Raw genomic sequence first — 20,298 nt, 5'->3', positions numbered from 1 at the left:
GTAAATTAAAAATTAAGATTTCCTGCCAACTCGCGAAGTGCAATTTCAGATAATTTTCCTTGGAATTGCGCATTACTGTAACGCACTTTTGCATTCACATAATTTAATTGTGCTGTCCTGAATTCTAAAGTTGTTATAGTCCCAATTCTGAATTTATCTAAAGTTATATTTAAATTTTGTTTGGCGATAGCTTCGTTATTTTCCTCTAAAGCAATCAACTCTAAATTGGTTACATACGTTTGATACGAAGTTGCCAACTGCGCATTTAAAGCTAAACTTTGCTGGTCTATATTAAGTTTAGAGTTTTCAATTTGAATTTTAGCAATTTTTTCATTTCTATTTTGTGCAAAACCATCAAATAGATTTAATGAAGCACTAAAACCATAGTTCAAACCTCTAGACTGGGATTGTGCCACAAAACCAAGACTGGATTGACTTTCGGAAAAATTATAAGCAGTATTTACTCGAACAGTAGGGTAGCGTGCCGCTTTAATTTGCTTGAGTTCTAGTTCAGTTACTCTTTTATTAATAATCTGTGCTTCTAATTGGGGATTTTGTTTCTCGGCCAAAGCTTTTAGTTCAGGAAGTAGTAATAATGCATCTACTTCAAGTTTATTAATTACTTTAAAATCTGTAGCCACATCTCTGGCCATTAGCTGATTTAATAAAATTTTACTGTTAGCGTATAATTCTTTTTGTCGCAACAATGCCACTTGATCCGTATTTAAATCGACTTGGGCATTCAAAACTTCAAGTTTGGAGGCTTTTCCAATGGTAAATCGATTTTGTGCCAAGGTCAATCGCTGGTTTGAAATCACAATTGTTGTATCCAAAGCCGCTAATTGTTGTTGCTGTTGCACTAAATTGTAATAGGCCGCATTCACATCACTTATTCGCGTGATAACGGTTAATTTTAATTGCGCTTCACCCAGTTTTTGTAATTCCTTTAACTGATCTAGTCTGGCAAACATGCGCATTCCGTCAAAAACGGTCCAATCCAATCCTACACCGTAGGTTAAACTATTGTTTTTGGCATTGTCTAATTCAGTTTTTGTTCCGTCCTGACGCGTTTGTGAACTGTTTTGAATGCTGTTATTGTCCAGAACGGTTGCAGTAACTGTAGGCAACATTCCGGCATTTCCAATTGCCACATTTGTTTTTTCAATCGATAGCGTATTGGTAGCAATTTTTATTTCGTAATTGTTTTCCAAAGCAATTTTTACTGCATTTTCTAATGTCAAAATTTCTTGAGCATTCGATGTTACAACTCCAAATAAGAGAAAAGCAAAAGGCAACAATATTCGTTTAGTATGTTTCATAATTGTATTTATTTGCCTAGAAATATCCACATGAACTTTTAAAATACAGCTTCATTTTTGGTATTTATGGCATCAACGTTTTATTCAAAATTATTTAACTTCTCTTTCGTATTCTTCGATATGATCAAATTCTGGATAGTGTTTTCTTGCTTTAGACCACATTAAATACATAGCTGGAATTACAAATAATGTTAAAACTAAAGAGAAAATAGTACCGCCTACAATTACAACTCCCATTCCAATTCTACTGGTAGAAGCAGCTCCAAGTGACATCGCAATTGGTAACGCTCCCAATGAAATGGCTAAACTAGTCATTAGAATAGGTCGCAATCTCGCTTCCGAAGCTTCTAAAATAGCTTCTAGTTTAGGTTTACCTTGTTCGCGTAATTGATTCGCAAATTCAACGATTAAGATGCCGTTTTTGGTTACCAAACCAATAAGCATTACGGTACCAATCTGACTAAAGATATTCCAAGTTTGGTCGAACAACCATAAGGAGAATAAGGCGCCAGCTACTGCCATAGGAACGGTCAAAATGATGATAAAAGGATCGATGAAGCTTTCAAATTGTGCTGCAAGAATTAAAAATATTAATACCAAAGCTAATCCAAAAGCAAAAGCGGTGTTTGAACTACTTTCAACAAAATCTCGAGATTCGCCACCTAAATCTGTGGTGAAAGTATCGTCTAAAACTTTAGCTTTAATGTCGTTCATTGCGTCAATTCCGTCGCTTATACTTTTGCCTGGAGCAAGACCTGCAGAAATAGTTGCGGCCATGTAACGATTATTATGGTACAACTGTGGCGGATTACTTTTCTCTTCAATAGTCACTACGTTATCCATTTGAATGAGTTGTCCCATACTATTCTTGACATACATAGAGGTTAAATCCAATGGTTTCGAACGATCTTTTTGATCAAATTGCCCAATAACCTGATATTGCTTACCATTTTGCATAAAATAACCAAAACGTTGTCCGCTTAATGACAGTTGTAAGGTTTGCGCAATGTCAATAACTGAAATTCCTAAACTTTCGGCTTTTTCCCTGTCGATAGTAACATTTACCTCTGGTTTATTGAATTTTAAATTCACGTCACTGATAGCAAATGTTTCATTTTTTGAAACTTCATCCATAAAAACTGGAATTTTTTCTTCTAGTTTTTTAAAGTTAGGTGCCTGAATAATATATTGAATTGGCAATCCACCACGTCTGTTCACAGCGATAGTAGGTTGCTCAATTACAGAGGTTTTGGCATCTGGGTATTGTTTGGTCCATTTGGTCAATTTCTCCGCAATTTCTTTTTGAGATTCTTTTCTCTCATTGGGTTGTACCAAAGAAACTCGAATGAATCCGCTGTTTACAGAGGAAGATCCAAAACCTGGAGAGGTAATAACCAAAGCAACTTTCTTACCTGGAATGGAGTCATCGACTAACTGTGAAATTTCTTGCATGAATCGATCGGTGTATTCATATGATGAACCTTCGGGAGTAGACATTCGCAATACAAAACCACTACGATCATCATAGGGTGCCGTTTCTTTTTGCAAAAGATTGAAAAATAAATATATTAAACCAAAACATGCAATCAAAATAGGGAAACTCAACCATTTCTTTTTCATAAAACGACTTAGTGAACTAGCATATCCACTATTTAATTTTTGAAAATAAGGTTCTGTTCGAATGTAAAATTTAGATTTCTTTTGTTCGCCGCCCTTCATCAAATAAGCATTCAACATGGGCGTTAATGTCAACGATACAAAAGCCGAAATTAACACGGCAGCGCCAATTACGACGCCAAATTCCCTAAACAATCGCCCGACAAATCCTTCGAGGAAAATCACGGGCAAAAACACCGCTGCTAACGTGATAGAAATCGAAATTACCGCAAAAAATATTTCATTAGATCCTTTTATAGCTGCCTCAATAGGCGACATACCTTCTTCGACTTTTTTGAAAATATTTTCGGTGACTACAATTCCATCATCAACTACAAGTCCTGTTGCCAGAACGATTGCTAATAAAGTCAATACATTGATGGAAAAACCAAAAAGCCACATTATAAAGAAAGTAGCAATTAAGGATACCGGAATATCAATTAATGGTCTGAACGCTATGGCCCAATCTCTAAAAAATAAGTAGATAATTAAAATTACCAAAATAATTGAAATTCCCAGTGTTTCTGCAACTTCAATTACTGATTTTTTAACAAAAACGGTATTGTCAATGGCTATATTCAGTTTGATATCCTTGGGTAAATCCTTTTTTAAACGGGCAAACTCTTTGTAAAAAGCGGTAGAAATATCTAAATAATTAGCTCCAGGAAGCGGTACAATAGCAACACCTACTAATGGCGTTCCAGATTGTGTCATTTTAGTTTCGGTGTTTTCTGGTCCAAGACTTGCGTTTCCAACATCGCTAAAACGTACTACTTTTTCTCCTTCGGTACGAATAATGATGTTATTGAATTCTTCGGGAGTAGAGAGGTTCCCCACTGTTTTCACCGTTAACTCCGTATTATTTCCTGTTAGTTTACCTGATGGTAATTCTACATTCTGCTTGTTCAAGGCAGCTCTCACTTCAGAAACAGTGCAACCGTAGGAAGCCAGTTTCACAGGATCGATCCACAAACGCATGGCATATCGTTTTTGTCCCCAAATTTGTACACCACTTACTCCCGGAATAGTTTCTAATCGTTGGGAAATTACATTTTCGGCATAATCACTTAATTCTAAGGCATTTCTAGTATCACTTTGAACCGTCATAGAAATGATGGCTTCGCCATTGGCGTCCGCTTTTGACACAACAGGTGGGGAATCAATATCTTGTGGAAGGTTTCGAACGGCTTGTGAGACTTTATCCCGCACATCATTAGCAGCTTCCTCTAAATCTTTATCCAGATTAAACTCGATAGTGATGTTGCTACTGCCTTGCGCACTAGATGAAGTAACGTTTCGGATACCATCGATAGAGTTGATTGCTTTTTCTAAAGGTTCTGTGATTTGGGATTCAATGATATCTGAATTTGCACCGGCATATCGTGTGCTAATAGACACTTGAGCAGGATCAATAGAAGGAAATTCTCGTACACCTAGAAAACTGTACCCAATTAATCCAAATAATACAATCGATAAATTGATTACAATGGTAAATACGGGTCTTCTAATACTTGTTGTGGATAAACTCATTTAGATTTTAGATTTTTGATTGCTGATTTTAGATTTTTGATGTTTTCGAAGAAATCTAATTTCTCAACTATTTAATTTTAACAGTAACCGGAGTTTCATTTTTTAAAGACATTACACCACTAGTAATAATGGTATCTCCAGCTTTTAAACCAGAAAGGACTAAAATAGAGGCATCTGTTCGTGTTGCAGTTTCTATCATCACTTCTTTGGCTTGACCGTTACTAGAAATAAAAACTTTTTTACCATTTTGTACCGGGATAATAGCTTCTGTAGGAACTACAATGGCATCTTTTATAATGTCTAACGGTAATTCTACATCAGCAAATGTACCTGGCAACAGTTTTCCGTTTTTGTTATCAGTAATGGCACGAACTTGTAATGTTCTGGTAGCTACAGCCACTTCAGGCTCGATAGCATACACTTTTGCAGTAAATTTTTCAGTAGATCCAGAAATGGTAAACGTGATATTGGTATTTGTTTTTACCTGAGTGGCATATTTTTCTGGAATTGAAAAAGTGATTTTCAATTTTCCGGTATTTACTAGTTTTGCCACTAAAATGGCTGGTGTAATGTAGGTACCCGGCGAAATAGATCGCAAACCAATTCTTCCTGAAAATGGAGCTCTTACAGCTGTTTTGGCAATTTGTGCTTTAATCAACTGGCTTTGGGCTTGCGCCGATTTTAAATCAGCTCGTGCCAAATCATATTCTTCCTGACTGATGGCTTCTTTTTGTAATAATAATTTGGCTCTTCTTTCATTTTCTGAAGCCAATCCTTCTCTGGTGGAAGTTTGTCGCAATTGTGCTCTTAATTCTAAATCATTTACTTTAAAAAGCACCTGTCCTTTACTCACAGTACTGCCTTCTTGAAAATAAATAGCTTCTACAATTCCAGATACTTCGCTGCGAATTTCAACTTGTTCATTGGCTTCAATAGAGCCCGAAAGCGATAAATTATTATCAAATGTTTGTGGAGTTGCCACAATTCCCGTCACATTAATCGATTTTCCTTTTCCTTTTGGATCTTTTGAATCGGTATTTGCACTCTTGTTTTCGGTGATTCTATAACCAATAAATCCAATAATTGCTATGGTTAACAAGGCGTAAACTATATGTTTAATTTTCATAAGTAAAAAGTAAAGTAGGTTAAGGTTTAAAAATTATGGTTAAAGCAAATTTAGTTGATACAAACGAAACTTGAAATTTTGTTAATCTATATTTAACGTTTGTACATACAAATATCAATACGCATTTTTCATTAGACCTTTTCGAGGACAAAAGGTTTAACCAAGTATTAAAAAAAATATAGAAAACAGATTAAAAACTCAAATAGCCAAGTGGTATTACAGTATATTTTGCAGAGGTATCAATTAGTAAATTCTAACTAATGTAATTCCAGATATTTTTCTTTTTAGTCATTTCTATAAAAATAGAACGCAACGTTGCATGTTCTGGTTTTTGCATGCCTGAGTCTTCTTTGAGTAATTTCAAGGCATAGTTTCTGGCTAATGCCAAGGTATCTCTGTCCCGAACCAAATCGGCAATTTGAAGATTAAGCACGCCGCTTTGTTGGGTTCCCATAAGATCACCGGGACCACGAAGTTTTAAATCTACTTCGGCAATTTCGAAACCATCATTCGTTTGAACCATAGTTTCCATTCGGGTTTTGCTATCAGCACTCAATTTATGACTCGTCATTAAGATGCAATAACTTTGCTCCGCACCACGTCCTACGCGACCGCGAAGCTGATGCAACTGTGACAAACCAAAACGCTCTGCACTTTCAATAATCATTACACTAGCATTTGGAACATTTACACCTACTTCAATAACGGTTGTAGCGACCATAATATTGGTTTTTCCTTCTGAAAAGCGTTTCATTTCGGCATCTTTGTCAGCAGGTTTCATCTTACCATGCAAAATGGATATGGAATACTGAGGCAGCGGAAAATCTCTTGAAATGCTTTCGTAACCGTCCATTAAATCCTTAAAATCCATTTTCTCCGATTCCTGAATCAACGGATAAACAATATAAATTTGGCGTCCCAAAGCAATTTCATCTCGCAAGAATTTCCAAACTTTCAATCTGTTGCTGTCAAAACGATGAACGGTCTGAATTGGTTTTCGTCCCGGAGGCAATTCATCAATCACTGAAATGTCTAGATCGCCATATAAACTCATCGCCAATGTTCGCGGAATAGGCGTCGCAGTCATCACCAAAACGTGTGGAGGAATTATTTCCCCTCCCTTGGAGGGGTCAGGGGTGGATTTCTTCCATAATTTTGACCGTTGTTCTACGCCAAAACGGTGTTGTTCATCAATTACTGCCAGTCCTAAATTCTTGAATTTTACTTTATCTTCCAATAAAGCATGCGTTCCGATGAGAATGTGTAACGTGCCGTTTTCCAATTCTTCATGGATAATTCTCCGTTGTGCTATTTTTGTAGAACCCGTCAGGATTCTGATATTTATATTTAAAGTTTGAGCCAATTCAGACAGTCCAATAAAATGCTGATTGGCAAGAATTTCTGTTGGTGCCATTAAGCAGGCTTGGAAGCCATTATCAAGTGCCAAAAGCATGCTCATAAAAGCCACAATTGTTTTCCCAGAACCTACATCGCCCTGAAGTAATCGGTTCATTTGGGCGTTGCTGCCCATGTCCGTTCGTATTTCTTTGATCACTCTTTTTTGAGCATTGGTCAATTGAAAAGGCAAATGATGCTGATAAAAATCATTGAAATTTTCGCCCACAGTTGCAAATGGATATCCCTTTATTTTGTGTTTCCGAATCCTGTTTTTCGTGATTAATTGCAACTGAATAAAGAACAATTCTTCGAATATTAGACGGAATTTGGCTTTTGACAAAACTTCAGCGCTCGTAGGAAAATGAATGTTGAATAACGCTACTTTCTTTGGAATCAACTTTAAATCTTGGAGTAAATAATCTGGCAGAGTTTCGGTGAACAACGCTTGCGTTTCCAGAAACAATTGTTGCATCAATTTATTAATAACTCGGTTTGAAATCCCGCGATTCGTTAAGGTTTCGGTCGAAGGATAAACGGGTTGCATCGCTGAACGCAAACTTTGCTCGTGTTCGCTCATCAGTTCAATTTCAGGATGTGCCATGTTGAAAGTACTTCCAAAAGACGTGCATTTCCCGAAAACTACACACATTTCATTCAGCTTTAAACTCTCCCGAATCCATTTATGGCCTTGAAACCAAACGAGTTCCATTTGTCCCGTATCATCTACAAAAGTCGCCACCAATCGTTTTTGGTTTCTGCCAAATTCGACTGTTTTAATGTTGATAATTTTACCAATAATCTGAACTTCGGCAATGTTGTTCTGCAGTTCATTAATCTTATAATACCGTGTGCGGTCAATGTATCTGTTTGGAAAAAAATTTACCAAATCCACATACTTATAAATCCCCAGCTCCTTACGCAGCAACTCGCCCCGATTGGGACCAACGCCTTTCAAGTATTCGATGGGAGTGAGTAGGAGGTTTTGTTGCATAGTGCGAATATAGTTTTTTGTTGGGAAATTATAAAACTGTAGTTGATTCTAAAATACTTTATTAAAAATGTAAAGTTAAAACTTAAGTTAATTGTGAAATTACTATCAAACACAATATCTTCGCAAAAATAAAAAGCTTAAACAATGACAACTCATCTCGCATTACTCCGTGGTATTAATGTTTCCGGTCACAGTATGATAAAAATGGACTCGCTAAAAACGACTTTGGAAGCTATTGGTTTTCAAAATGTGCAAACCTATATTCAATCCGGAAATGTTTTTGTAGATACAGAGGAGGAAAATGCGGCTGCTGTTGGATTCAAAATTAAGCAGGAAATTTTTAAGGTATTTGGTCATGAAGTACCTGTTGTGGTTATTGGTTCCGCTGATTTAGAAGCATGTTTCAAGAACAATCCTTTCTTGAAGGAAAAGGAAATTGATACTAAAAAATTGTATGTGGCATTTATTTCTACTACCCTTCAAAGCACCAGTATGAATGATTTGAAAATTAGCCAATTCAAGCCAGACGAAGCCAGTATCGACGGCAATAAAATCTTTATAAAATATGCTGTTGGTGCGGGAAAAACGCGATTTGATCAAAAATACATCGAGAAAAAATTGAATGTAATAGCAACAATCCGCAATTGGAATACAGTCACGCAATTGCTAAAAATGTACGAGGAAAGATAATAAGGCTTTAGGTTTGGTTTAACCGCTAATTTGCTAATTTTTTAATTGGGTTAACCCATTTTAAATTTGCGAATTAGCGGTATTTTTTTAGAGTCAAAAGAACAATGTTTCAGAATCTATTTTTAACTCTAGAAAAAAATAATTTTAATTTTACGCAACCTTTTGCAAGAAGTAGTACCTAAAAATTATGTTTAAAATCTGATACATGAAAAAACTAATCATTCTTGTTGCTTTTTTTTCTTTATTAAGTTCTTGTTCAAAGGGTGATGCTGTAATAACAGATAGTAGTGGTTATTATGGAAAATGGACTTTGATATCAATGTCGGGTTCTATTCCAAATTCTGAAACTACTGGCGCAGCAATGGAATGGCAGGAATTTTATTTGTTCAATACTAACGGAACATTTACAAAATCCAGCGAAAGAAATTCGGTTAAAACTACCATTTCGGGAACTTACACGACAACAACTCAATCTGACGGAACATCTTTTGAATTAACATATCCCAATGACAGCGTAATTATAGGCAGTTGTTACGGAAATCGTAAAGAAGGACTGTTTTTAGACACCAATAATTCCTTGTCCAGTACATGGAGTTATTGCGATGGTCCCGTGTTAAAATATAAAAAGTTAATCATAAGTGGTTATTGAAAAGCATTTTCATAAAATTTAGTTCTGGTTAATTATAGAATGATAAAGCACTTTTGCTAAAGAGTAGTCTGAAGTTGAAAAACTTTTGATGCTCTTTTTCTATTTCTAGTCTAAAAGATAAGTGCTCCAGCAATAAAAGTTGGAGGATAAGTACAAAAAAAATTATATTTACTTACAAATTAATGCAAATGCAACCTTACATTGAGGATGTAAACCTCTAATATCTAGTGCTATGAATTTAAAACTTTCTTTTGTTTTTACGGTGTTTTTTGTTTGTGTTTCAATGGCGCAAAACGGAAATCCAAACGATTATTTATCGGCTCAGTTTCATAAAGAGCGAAGAGCGGCATTGCGTACCAAATTACCTCAAAATAGTGTTGCACTATTTTTTAGCAATCCCATTCGGAATCGAGCTAATGATGTAGACTTTATTTTTCACCAAGATCCTGATTTTTATTATTTGACAGGATATAAAGAACCAAATGCAGTTTTAGTAGTCTTTTCGAACAATCAGCAAACAAGTGATGGAAAGTTTTACAACGAATTATTATATGTTCAGGAGAAAAATCCTAGAGCGGAGCAATGGACAGGTGTGCGTTTAGGAATGGAAGGAGCAAAAAAAGAGCTGGGTTTTGAAAATGTATTTAATGGATCAGCGTTTTTAAATACGGGGATTGATTATGCCAGTTTTGATACTGTTTTCTTTAAGGAATTTCAAGAGGATACCCGAAATTTAAAAAATGAAAAAGCGGATTTATACAAATTAATTGGAGCGTTTAAATCCCAAATCGGCTACAACGAAAAAGTAAAGTCTCAAATGGATTCGAATATGCAAAAAGAAGTTAATGCTAAAAAAAGCGTCACTTTAAAAAAAGCAACAATAAATACCAAATCGATTTTGACGTATATGGCGAGTTTGCGAGAGAAGAAAACCAAAGAGGAGTTGGTTTTATTGACAAAAGCAGTTCGAATTTCGGCAATGGGACAACGTGAAATTATGAAAGCAATGCATCCGGGAATGTCTGAATCAGAAATACAGGGAATTCACGAATTTGTATACAAAAAATACGGTAGCGAGTTTGAGGGATATCCTTCAATAGTGGGCGCAGGGAACAACGGTTGTGTGTTACATTATATTGAAAACAGCAAAATGAAAGTCGAAAACGAATTGGTTCTAATGGATTTAGGGGCTGAATATCATGGTTACACGGCAGATGTTACCCGAACTATTCCTGCTAACGGAAAATTTTCTACGGAGCAAAAACTAATTTATGATTTGGTTTATGAAGCTCAAGAAGCGGGAATTGCTGCCGCAAAAATTGGAAATAATTTTAATGCTCCTGATGCTGTAGCACGAAAAATAATTAGTGTTGGTTTAGTTAAACTAGGAATTGTTAAAAATGAAAACGAATCTCGAAAATATTTTCCGCACGGAACTTCGCATCACATCGGGTTAGATGTTCACGACCCGGGTTTATATAACTCCTTTGAAGCCGATATGGTTGTGACAGTTGAGCCTGGAATTTACATACCAATTGGAAGTGATTGTGATAAAAAATGGTGGGGAATTGCGGTACGAATCGAAGATGATATTCTGATTACTGCAAACGGCCCCGTAAATTTGTCGGCAGAAGCACCAAGAAAATCAGATGCAATTGAACAGCTTATGCAAGAAAAAAGTATGTTGGATGGATTTACGTTACCGACCTTAGATAATTAGGTAGAGTTGTTTTTGTTCACGATTTGTATTGAATTTTTTAATTTTGCTAATAATAATTTGGATAATGAAAGTATTGTTTGTTAAGTAAAAAAATAATAATGATAGCTTCCTCTCATTTATTAAAGTTTCCATAAAATAAAAAGGGTACAAAATTTATGGATTCTAAAATTTGTAATATTGTAGTCTTATTTTCTTTTCGCATCATTATAATCGAGCATTCCTAATGATGTAATACAAAAAATATCTAAAATTAAATTTTCAGAAATAAAGCATAAAAATACCTCAAAAATGATCAAACCTGAAAAATCCCTAAATGAAGAAGAAAGATTAAATCTACTTGAATCGTATGCAATTTTAGATACTTTGCCTGAGGAAGAGTATGATAATTTAACCTTGATCGCATCACAAATATGCAACACTCCCATTGCTTTTATTAGTTTTATCGATTCTGAAAGACAATGGTTTAAATCCGTGATGGGTTTAAATATGACAGAAGTAGAGCGTGATTTATCTATGTGTGGCCACGCCATAAATGATCCTTCTAATGTTATGGTTGTACCAGATACTAGAAATGACGTTCGGTTTTTTGACAATCCGGCAGTTACTGGTGAAGCAAACGTAGTTTTTTACGCGGGTGTACCACTCGTAAATGATAAGGGAATACCGCTAGGAACCTTGTGCGTTATAGATAACAAGCCCAAAACATTGACAGATGTCCAAATAGCTTCCTTAAAAGCATTGTCTCAACAAACGATGAAGTTATTAGAATTGCGACTGAATAAATTAAATCTAGAAAAAACTTTAGAAGCGTTAGAAAAAACGAATACAGAGTTGGAACGGTTTGCTTACATAGCAGCTCATGATCTCAAATCACCATTGGCGAACATAAGTGGATTAAGTGACCTTTTAATTTCTGATTATAGTGATGCAATGAATCAAGAAGGAAACGAAATATTAAACTTAATTAAGAGTTCTTCAGACAAGTTGAAAGAAATGATTGATAGCTTGCTTATTTTCAGTAAATCAATTACAATTGAAAAAGTAAAAACTAGTGTACTAAATATTTCAGTTTTAGAGCATGAATTGAGACAACTTTTTGCTTTTAATACTGAAGTTTCTATTGTTTTCAAATCGAATGTTACTGCTATAAATACTAATAAAACAGCTTTTGAACAGATGTTAATTAATTTAGTTTCAAACGCAATAAAATACAACGATAAAGAAAAAACAAGTATCAACATTGAAATAATAGACAAGGAGAATTTCTATACCATCACCGTAAGCGATAATGGACCTGGAATATTAAAGGAAGACCAAGAATCTATTTTTGAGCTATTTGAGGTAGCAGCGGCAACAGATAAATTCGGAGATCGCGGAACTGGCATTGGTTTAGCTACAGTAAAAAAGTTAGTTGAAGCGCTTCATGGCACTATCAAAGTTGAGTCGGAAATGGGTATAGGAACAAAATTTATTATGACACTTGCACACTAATAAAAATGCGCAATTAGTGTTATTGACTTCCATAAATTTTAGGTTCAGGAAGTGGTAGTAAATCACAATACCAAAATCCATAATCAAAAGCATCAGTTGCACTAGTATCGCAAGCGGTATCTGAGGCGTCTTCTTTCTCGGGTTTTTCATATTTACGGTATACGACTTCTCCTATTTCGAAAGCTATTGTTTTTGAGAATATGGGCCCATCAAAAGTGAAAGTATGAAATTCGCCGTTTTCGCCACAAACATCAACATTTTCAGGTAAATCATTGATGAAATTTTGATCTATAACGCGACCAACAAAGCTTTTATCTAAATATCGTTCGTTTGCACAAACCACAATCGTTTTAAATCCTAAACTGATAAATTCTTGAATGAGTTCGTGAGTTGGTATTTTCCATAGCGGAAAAATGCCTTCAAAACCTATTTCGGTTAATTTATCTTCACGGTATTTACGCAGATCTTCGAGGAAGATATCTCCAAAAATAGAATGCGTGACACCTTGTTTTTTTAGTTTGGCCAATGTTTCGCGCATTACATTTTCATAGACTTCCATCGTGGGCATTACAGGAATTTGCATAATTTCAAGTGGTAATCCAATGCTTTCGGCCTGTTGTTGCAATAATTCCACTCGCACGCCATGCATCGAAATACGCTGATATTGCTCATTTACGCTAGTCAGTAAACAGGCAATTTCAATTTCTGGATTTTGTAGGGTTTTGTATAAGGCGAGTGCCGAATCTTTTCCGCTGCTCCAATTAAATAAGGCTTTCTTTTTCAATGTAATTATCTTCTGATTATCTGGAGGTAAACTTACAAAATTAGTCGGATTAGTTTGGAAAACCTTTGTAACTTTGGGAATTGCAGCATTAAATGCCATGATAATGAAATACCTCTTCTTTTTTATTTCCACGTTCACATTCGCCCAACAAACCCAATTTGTTGATTTTAAAACGGTTCAGGGAAAAATTACCGTAAATTCAATTGAAAAAATAGTTTCAGGAGATGTTAATTATGATTTTGATGTTTTGAAATCTATTGACACGATTAAAATTGATGCACAGAATATGGAGTTTTCGGATTTGAAATTAGACGGAAAACCGATTAATTATATCAATACTCAAAAACAATTACAAATCGTATTTCCGTTCAAAAAAGGAAAAAATAACCTGACTTTTCACTATTTGGCTAAGCCAAAACAAACCATGTATTTCGTTGGCTCAGAATCAAATGACAATGTTCAAATTTGGACGCAAGGACAAGGAAAATATACCAGTCATTGGTTTCCGAGTTTTGATGATGTGAATGAGAAAGTGATTTTTAATTTAAATGTAGAATATAATAAAGACTATCAGGTAATTTCGAATGGAATTTTGAAATTTAAATCAACACTTGATGGACTTTCGGTTTGGCAATACCAAATGCAAAAACCAATGAGTTCTTATTTATTGATGCTTGCCATCGGAAAATTTGAAAAAACCAGTCAAAAATCAAAATCAGGAATTTCCTTAGAAATGTATTTGGAAAAAAAAGACGCCACTAAAGTTGAACCAACTTATAGGGATTCAAAACGGATGTTTGATTTTTTAGAAAAGGAAATAGGAGTGAAGTATCCTTGGGGAATTTATAAACAAGCGCCTGTTCGAGATTTCTTGTATGCGGGAATGGAAAACACATCGGCAACACTTTTCAACACGCGTTATGTGGTCGATTCTATAGGTTTTGAAGACAGAAGTTACACAAATGTCAATGCACATGAATTAGCCCATCAGTGGTTTGGGAATTTAATCACTGCCGAAAGCGGAAAACACCATTGGTTACAGGAGGGTTTCGCTACCTATTATGCGTTGCTGGCCGAAAAGGAAATCTATGGTGAAGATCATTTTTATTCAAAATTATATGAGTCGGCTTCACAATTAAAATTTGCTTCTCGAACGGATACCATTCCAGTTTTGAATGCCAAAGCCAGTTCACTGACTTTCTATCAAAAAGGCGCATGGGCACTTTTTGTTTTACACGAAGAAATAGGAGATAAGGCATTTAAAAAAGCGGTATCAAACTATTTGAAAAAACATGCATTTCAGAATGTGAATACAGAGGATTTCTTTATTGAAATCGAAAAAAAATCGAACTATGATTTGAATAATTTTAGTAAAGTATGGCTTGAATCTAGTGTTTTTAATACGCAACAAGCCAATAGGTTATTACTTAAAAATAAAGCGATTCAGCTGCTGTTTGAAGTTGATAAATTAAAAAACAAGCCGTTATTAGAGAAAAAGGATTTTCTTGAAAAAATAATGCAATCTGACGTTTATTTTTCGGTAAAAGAAGCGATTCTGAATCAATTGAAAAATGAAAAATGGGAAGATAAAAAGAGTCTTTTTATTTTAGCTTTAGAAACTAAAAATGTGCAATTGCGCCAAACAGTTGTAGCAACATTGAATGAAATTCCGGAAAGTTTCAGAACGCAATATGAAACTTTATTAGACGATAAATCATATCAAACACAAGAACTAGCGCTGTATAATTTATGGAATAATTTTCCAGAGCAACGCAGTCAGTATTTGGATAAATCAAAAATTTGGATAGGTTTTAATGATTATAATTTAAGGACTTTATGGCTAACTTTAGCACTTTCGACACCAAATTATACGAATGACAGACAAGCTTTGGAAACCGAATTAATACACTATTCATCCATAAATTATGAAGCGAATACTAGGCAAAATGCTTTAGAGAAATTAATCGCTTTCAAAATAACAAATGACGTTGTTTTGAAAAATCTCGTAAATGCTACCACGCATCACATGTGGCAATTCTCGAAATTTGGTAGAGATAACTTAAGAAAATTATTGATAAACCCAGTAATGAGAGTTTCTTTGGAAAGAATAGTTCCTGATTTAAATGAGGCGGAACAATTTCAATTGAATCGATTATTGAAAGAATAAGTCGGAAATTAAGAGGGATTTAAAAACGCAAATTCACTAATTTCAATCGATAATTCTTTTAGAAATTAGTGAATTTGAGCATTTTTTATGGCTGTACAATGTTTTACCACATCAGACTCACTTCATTTTTGATATAAGCTAAAGCAGCGTTGCTAGGCGATTGTTTTTCCATCAAATCGCTTAAAACTACTTCACGCAATTTATCAGCATTGTCAACACGATCACTCATATTCGCTTTTCGAATCATTTGGATTGTTGCATTTTTTGCTGTGACAATTATTGTCCAACATTCATCTGACATATAGATTTGTTGTGTCAAATTATGTTCAAATTCTTGTTCGACATGCGCAATTATTAGATTTTCATAATCGTTTTTATCGTTAGAAATTGGAGCAATCCGAATTAATAACTTAGTGGGATTAATGCGTTCCAAATACAGAGACATTCGTTCATATGCCTGTAAACGTTGTGGTAAGGCCTCTTTTTGAACCTCTTTTTGTAACAACCAGCGTCTTGTATTTTGCTGATCTTTGAAATAAGAGTTAAATAAATAGTAGGCTACGCCGCCAGTAATTATTGAAGGAAGTGTGTAAGCGAGTATTTCTATGATTTTTGTTGAATCCATTTTATTATAAAAATTATAGGAGCAAAAATATACTTTTTTAGGAACAAATTAATTTCTATTTACTAGCAATAAATCAAACCGAATAGTATTTTTGTGAATTAAAATGGACTATTGAAATTGCAAATTATAATGGAAACCTACATATTAGTTTTACTTTGTTTAGCTGCCTTTGCGGCAGGATTTATTGATGCTATTGTTGGCGGTGGAGGGCTGATACAAACTCCCATGGGATTAATCTTATTACCTAATTTGCCTGTTTCAACAGTTATAGGAACCTTGAAAGTTCCTGCTTTTAGTGGGACATCTTTTGCAGCGTATCAGTATTTGAAAAAGGTAGATATGAACTGGAAACTATTCTCGATTATGATGCTTTTGGCCTTTCCTTCGGCATTTTTAGGCTCTACTTTATTGACGTTTGTGAGCAATGATTTCATGAAACCGTTATTGCTGGTTGTTCTTTCTTTTTTAGTGATTTATACCTACGCCAAGAAAAATTTTGGGCAACACATTGAAAAGAATCATTCTCCAAGAACTCAAATTTGGAATGCGATTGCAATCAGTTTTGTTGTTGGTTTGTATGATGGGTTTATTGGTCCAGGAACGGGAAGTTTTTTGGTAGTGGCTTTTATAGCCATCATGGGATTCGATTTTTTACATGCTTCCGCAAATGCCAAAATGGTAAACTTATCGACTAATTTTGGCTCTATCTGCCTTTTTATGTTGAAAGGTAAAATCATTTGGGCGATTGCCATTCCAATGGCTGCTAGCAATGCTTTGGGCGGTTGGATTGGCGCCAAACTGGCCATCAATAAAGGAAATAGTTTTATCCGAATTTTCTTTTTGGTCGTAGTTGTGGGGACTTTAATCCGTTTTGCATACGATGTCTTTTTTAAAGATTAGCAACTTTGTTAATGGCTTTCTTGCAAGTGAGTTTTTGGTTAAATCAGAACTCATTATGATTGTAATTTAAACCTGTTTCTAAATCTTAAATTCTTATTTTTGCATAATAAATTTTAAATTTTTCCATGCATAAATATATCGATCAACTTAACGAAGCCCAACGTGAACCTGTTCTTCAAAAAGACGGGCCAATGATTATCATCGCTGGTGCGGGCTCTGGGAAAACGCGTGTGTTGACTATTAGAATTGCTTATTTGATGAATCAGGGCGTTGATGCCTTTAATATTTTATCGCTTACGTTTACCAATAAAGCGGCACGGGAAATGAAAACCCGAATCTCCCAAATTGTAGGAGCAAGTGAGGCCAAAAACCTTTGGATGGGGACATTTCACTCGGTTTTTGCCAGAATTTTACGTTCCGAAGCCGATCATTTGGGCTATCCTTCGAATTTTACGATTTATGACTCCCAAGATTCATTGCGTTGTATTTCCGGGATTATCAAAGAAATGCAACTCGATCGTGATGTCTATAAACCAAAACAGGTTTTAAGCAGAATTTCCAGTTATAAAAACAGCTTGATTACCGTAAAAGCCTATTTTAATAATCCTGAATTACAAGAAGCGGATGCAATGGCTAAAAAGCCAAGATTAGGAGAAATTTATCAAAATTATGTTGATAAATGCTTTAAATCTGGCGCGATGGATTTTGATGATTTGTTGTTGAAAACCAATGAATTATTGACTCGTTTTCCAGAAGTTTTAGCTAAATACCAAAACCGTTTCCGTTATATATTGGTTGATGAGTACCAAGATACAAACCACTCTCAATATTTGATTGTTCGTGCATTGTCTGATAAATTTCAGAATATTTGCGTTGTGGGTGATGATGCGCAAAGTATTTACGCGTTTCGTGGTGCGAATATCAACAACATTTTGAATTTTCAGAAAGATTATGATGGTGTGAAAACCTTTAGACTGGAACAAAATTACCGATCAACAAAAAATATTGTAGAAGCAGCAAATACCATTATCGATAAAAATAAAGTAAAGCTGGATAAAATAGTTTGGACTGCGAATGATTTTGGTCCAAAAATAAAAGTGCACCGCAGCATGACCGATGCCGAAGAAGGGCGTTTTGTGGCCAGTACGATTTTTGAACAAAAAATGCAAAACCAGCTTAGTAACGGCTCTTTTGCTATTTTATATCGTACCAATGCGCAATCCCGTGCTATGGAAGATGCACTTAGAAAAAGAGATATTCCGTATCGCATTTATGGTGGTTTGTCTTTTTATCAAAGGAAAGAAATCAAGGATGTGTTGTGTTACTTGCGATTGGTTATCAACCCAAAAGATGAAGAAGCTTTGGTGCGTGTAATTAATTATCCAGCTCGTGGAATTGGAGATACAACAGTCGAAAAACTTACGATTGCTGCCAATCACTACAAACGTTCCATTTGGGAAGTAATGCAAAATATTGATAAAATTGACCTAAAACTGAATTCGGGAACCAAACAAAAATTGCAAGATTTCGTAACGATGATTCAGAGTTTTCAAGTTATCGATCAAAATCAAGATGCGTTTTATATCACCGATCATGTGGCCAAAAAAACAGGATTGGTTCAAGAATTAAAGAAGGATGCTACTCCGGAAGGAATGGCAAAAATTCAAAATATAGAGGAATTATTGAACGGTATCAAAGATTTTACCGAAGGTCAAAAAGAAATCGATGGTGCTCGAGGAGCCTTGTCTGAGTTTATGGAAGATGTGGCATTGGCAACAGATTTAGATAAAGACACTAGTGATGAAGACCGCGTGGCTTTAATGACGATTCACTTAGCAAAAGGATTGGAATTCCCTCATGTTTTTGTGGTGGGAATGGAAGAAGATCTGTTTCCGAGTGCAATGAGTATGAGTACAAGAAGTGAACTCGAGGAAGAGCGTCGTTTGTTCTACGTGGCTTTGACGCGTGCGGAGCATCAGGCGTATTTGACGTATGCACAATCACGCTATCGTTGGGGCAAATTGACTGATAGCGAACCTTCCCGATTTATTGAGGAAATTGACGCACAGTATTTAGAATATCTAACGCCAGCCGAGTCCAATTACCGGTTTAAACCAATGATTGATAGTGATATTTTTGGAGATGTGGACAAATCTAAATTGCGTCTGGCAAAACCTGCCAACGGAACGCCGCCGACCAAATATAGTTCAGATAATGAACCTAAAACTGAGATCAATATTCGTAAATTAAAACCTGTCAGTAGCAATGCACCGTCTGGTAGTGCGAATTTGTTTGATAATAAATTGGTTGCCGGAAATGTTGTAATGCACGAACGATTTGGAAAAGGCGAAGTTTTAAACCTTGAAGGAGTGGGAGCAGATAAAAAAGCTGAAATCAAATTTGAAGTTGGTGGAATCAAAAAACTATTGTTACGCTTTGCGAAACTGGATATTATTGGATAGTATCTAGTGGTCAGCTTCTTAGTGTTCAATGACAGTTTGAGTAAACTAAAATCAGATTACTAAAGTTTTAAAACAGGAAATCAAAAATTGTTAATTAAAAATCTTAAATCTGATGGCTCAATTTATAAAAATATACGAAAACAAACCCAACGAAGCCGCGATCGCAAAAGTGGTGAAGGTGCTCAAAGAGGGCGGTTTAGTGATCTATCCTACAGATACCGTTTATGGTTTGGGTTGTGACATTACCAATACCAAAGCGTTGGAACGCATTGCAAAGATTAAAGGGATAAAACTGGAAAAAGCTAATTTTTCCTTTATTTGTCACGATTTAAGCAATTTGTCAGATTATGTTCGGCAGATCGATACGCCAACATTTAAATTGTTAAAAAGAGCTTTGCCTGGGCCGTACACCTTTATTTTACCTGGAAATAATAATTTACCAAAGGAATTTAAAAAGAAAACTACGGTGGGAATTAGGGTTCCAGAGAATGAGATTGCATTAGCAATTGTGAAGTTGCTAGGGAATCCAATAGTTTCTACTTCTATTCACGATGATGATGATGTGATTGAATATACCACTGATCCGGAGCTTATTTTTGAGAAATGGCAAAACCTTGTCGATATGGTTATTGATGGCGGTTATGGTGATAATATGGGCTCTACAATTATTGATTTATCAGGCGACGAGCCTATTGTAGTTAGAGAAGGTAAAGGAAGTTTAGATATTTTATAAAATTTCACTGCTATCCGAAAGTCTAAAATAAAAAGAGCCTTAGAATCCCGTATTTTT

General features: G+C 35.2%; 14 protein-coding genes. 8 read left to right on the top strand and 6 right to left on the bottom strand.

The features are described from left to right. Nucleotides 1-5 precede the first annotated feature (5 nt). The 4 genes from AC061C_RS10820 to recG form a co-directional block, all read right to left on the bottom strand. On the bottom strand, nt 6-1,319 hold the full coding sequence (locus AC061C_RS10820; protein ID WP_478291183.1) for a TolC family protein: 1,314 nt from the start codon (nt 1,317-1,319) through the stop codon (nt 6-8). 90 nt (nt 1,320-1,409) lie between these two features. Then, entirely contained in the window at nt 1,410-4,505 is a 3,096-nt protein-coding gene (locus AC061C_RS10815; protein WP_417943897.1) for an efflux RND transporter permease subunit, read from the bottom strand. 67 nt (nt 4,506-4,572) lie between these two features. Next, complete coding sequence (locus AC061C_RS10810; RefSeq protein WP_478291182.1) at nt 4,573-5,631, bottom strand: efflux RND transporter periplasmic adaptor subunit; 1,059 nt, start codon at nt 5,629-5,631, stop codon at nt 4,573-4,575. Nucleotides 5,632-5,884: 253 nt separating this feature from the next. After that, the gene (gene recG, locus AC061C_RS10805) at nt 5,885-8,020 is read right to left on the bottom strand and encodes an ATP-dependent DNA helicase RecG (protein WP_478291181.1); all 2,136 of its coding nucleotides are present in this window, start codon (nt 8,018-8,020) and stop codon (nt 5,885-5,887) included. A 144-nt stretch (nt 8,021-8,164) separates the two neighbouring features. On the opposite strand from recG, the gene AC061C_RS10800 reads away from it, so the two are divergent. The 4 genes from AC061C_RS10800 (at nt 8,165) to AC061C_RS10785 (ending at nt 12,570) form a co-directional block, all read left to right on the top strand. Continuing rightward, the gene (locus AC061C_RS10800) at nt 8,165-8,710 is read left to right on the top strand and encodes a DUF1697 domain-containing protein (protein WP_478291180.1); all 546 of its coding nucleotides are present in this window, start codon (nt 8,165-8,167) and stop codon (nt 8,708-8,710) included. A gap of 205 nt (nt 8,711-8,915) precedes the next feature. Continuing rightward, nucleotides 8,916-9,359, top strand: coding sequence for a hypothetical protein (locus tag AC061C_RS10795; protein WP_478291179.1), 444 nt, complete (start codon nt 8,916-8,918; stop codon nt 9,357-9,359). A gap of 232 nt (nt 9,360-9,591) precedes the next feature. Further along, a complete protein-coding gene (locus tag AC061C_RS10790; protein WP_478291178.1) occupies nt 9,592-11,079 on the top strand; it encodes an aminopeptidase P N-terminal domain-containing protein in 1,488 nt (495 codons plus the stop codon). Between the two features lie 288 nt (nt 11,080-11,367). Then, on the top strand, nt 11,368-12,570 hold the full coding sequence (locus tag AC061C_RS10785) for a sensor histidine kinase (RefSeq protein ID WP_478291177.1): 1,203 nt from the start codon (nt 11,368-11,370) through the stop codon (nt 12,568-12,570). Between the two features lie 19 nt (nt 12,571-12,589). Here the strand turns inward: AC061C_RS10785 and AC061C_RS10780 are convergent, their stop codons facing one another. Then, nucleotides 12,590-13,354 (bottom strand): Dph6-related ATP pyrophosphatase, encoded by a 765-nt coding sequence (locus tag AC061C_RS10780; RefSeq protein WP_478291176.1) that lies wholly within the window; start codon nt 13,352-13,354, stop codon nt 12,590-12,592. A 103-nt stretch (nt 13,355-13,457) separates the two neighbouring features. On the opposite strand from AC061C_RS10780, the gene AC061C_RS10775 reads away from it, so the two are divergent. Then, entirely contained in the window at nt 13,458-15,521 is a 2,064-nt protein-coding gene (locus tag AC061C_RS10775) for a M1 family metallopeptidase (RefSeq protein WP_478291175.1), read from the top strand. A gap of 103 nt (nt 15,522-15,624) precedes the next feature. On the opposite strand, the gene AC061C_RS10770 is transcribed toward AC061C_RS10775, so the two are convergent. Beyond that, a complete protein-coding gene (locus AC061C_RS10770) occupies nt 15,625-16,146 on the bottom strand; it encodes a DUF7935 family protein (RefSeq protein ID WP_478291174.1) in 522 nt (173 codons plus the stop codon). A gap of 129 nt (nt 16,147-16,275) precedes the next feature. Here AC061C_RS10770 and AC061C_RS10765 point away from each other — a divergent pair, with 129 nt between their 5' ends. The 3 genes from AC061C_RS10765 to AC061C_RS10755 all read left to right on the top strand — a co-directional run bounded on the left by AC061C_RS10765 (nt 16,276) and on the right by AC061C_RS10755 (nt 20,241). Next, nucleotides 16,276-17,046, top strand: coding sequence for a sulfite exporter TauE/SafE family protein (locus AC061C_RS10765; protein WP_478291173.1), 771 nt, complete (start codon nt 16,276-16,278; stop codon nt 17,044-17,046). Between the two features lie 125 nt (nt 17,047-17,171). After that, nucleotides 17,172-19,508: an ATP-dependent helicase gene (locus AC061C_RS10760; RefSeq protein WP_417943885.1), complete on the top strand. Its 2,337-nt coding sequence runs from the start codon at nt 17,172-17,174 to the stop codon at nt 19,506-19,508. Nucleotides 19,509-19,620: 112 nt separating this feature from the next. Beyond that, a complete protein-coding gene (locus AC061C_RS10755; protein WP_417943884.1) occupies nt 19,621-20,241 on the top strand; it encodes an L-threonylcarbamoyladenylate synthase in 621 nt (206 codons plus the stop codon). Nucleotides 20,242-20,298: the final 57 nt, after the last annotated feature.

It is taken from the genome of Flavobacterium sp. GNP010 (assembly GCF_056428945.1).
This window is presented reverse-complemented; position numbering and strand designations above follow the sequence as displayed.

Bases quoted from the DNA above. Each gene is read 5' to 3' on its own strand.
- AC061C_RS10770 (WP_478291174.1), bottom strand. From the start codon at position 16,146: ATGGATTCAACAAAAATCATAGAAATACTCGCTTACACACTTCCTTCA.
- AC061C_RS10820 (WP_478291183.1), bottom strand. From the start codon at position 1,319: ATGAAACATACTAAACGAATATTGTTGCCTTTTGCTTTTCTCTTATTT.
- AC061C_RS10755 (WP_417943884.1), top strand. From the start codon at position 19,621: ATGGCTCAATTTATAAAAATATACGAAAACAAACCCAACGAAGCCGCG.
- AC061C_RS10790 (WP_478291178.1), top strand. From the start codon at position 9,592: ATGAATTTAAAACTTTCTTTTGTTTTTACGGTGTTTTTTGTTTGTGTT.
- AC061C_RS10785 (WP_478291177.1), top strand. From the start codon at position 11,368: ATGATCAAACCTGAAAAATCCCTAAATGAAGAAGAAAGATTAAATCTA.
- AC061C_RS10815 (WP_417943897.1), bottom strand. From the start codon at position 4,505: ATGAGTTTATCCACAACAAGTATTAGAAGACCCGTATTTACCATTGTA.
- AC061C_RS10800 (WP_478291180.1), top strand. From the start codon at position 8,165: ATGACAACTCATCTCGCATTACTCCGTGGTATTAATGTTTCCGGTCAC.
- AC061C_RS10795 (WP_478291179.1), top strand. From the start codon at position 8,916: ATGAAAAAACTAATCATTCTTGTTGCTTTTTTTTCTTTATTAAGTTCT.
- AC061C_RS10810 (WP_478291182.1), bottom strand. From the start codon at position 5,631: ATGAAAATTAAACATATAGTTTACGCCTTGTTAACCATAGCAATTATT.
- AC061C_RS10775 (WP_478291175.1), top strand. From the start codon at position 13,458: ATGAAATACCTCTTCTTTTTTATTTCCACGTTCACATTCGCCCAACAA.
- AC061C_RS10765 (WP_478291173.1), top strand. From the start codon at position 16,276: ATGGAAACCTACATATTAGTTTTACTTTGTTTAGCTGCCTTTGCGGCA.
- AC061C_RS10760 (WP_417943885.1), top strand. From the start codon at position 17,172: ATGCATAAATATATCGATCAACTTAACGAAGCCCAACGTGAACCTGTT.
- recG (WP_478291181.1), bottom strand. From the start codon at position 8,020: ATGCAACAAAACCTCCTACTCACTCCCATCGAATACTTGAAAGGCGTT.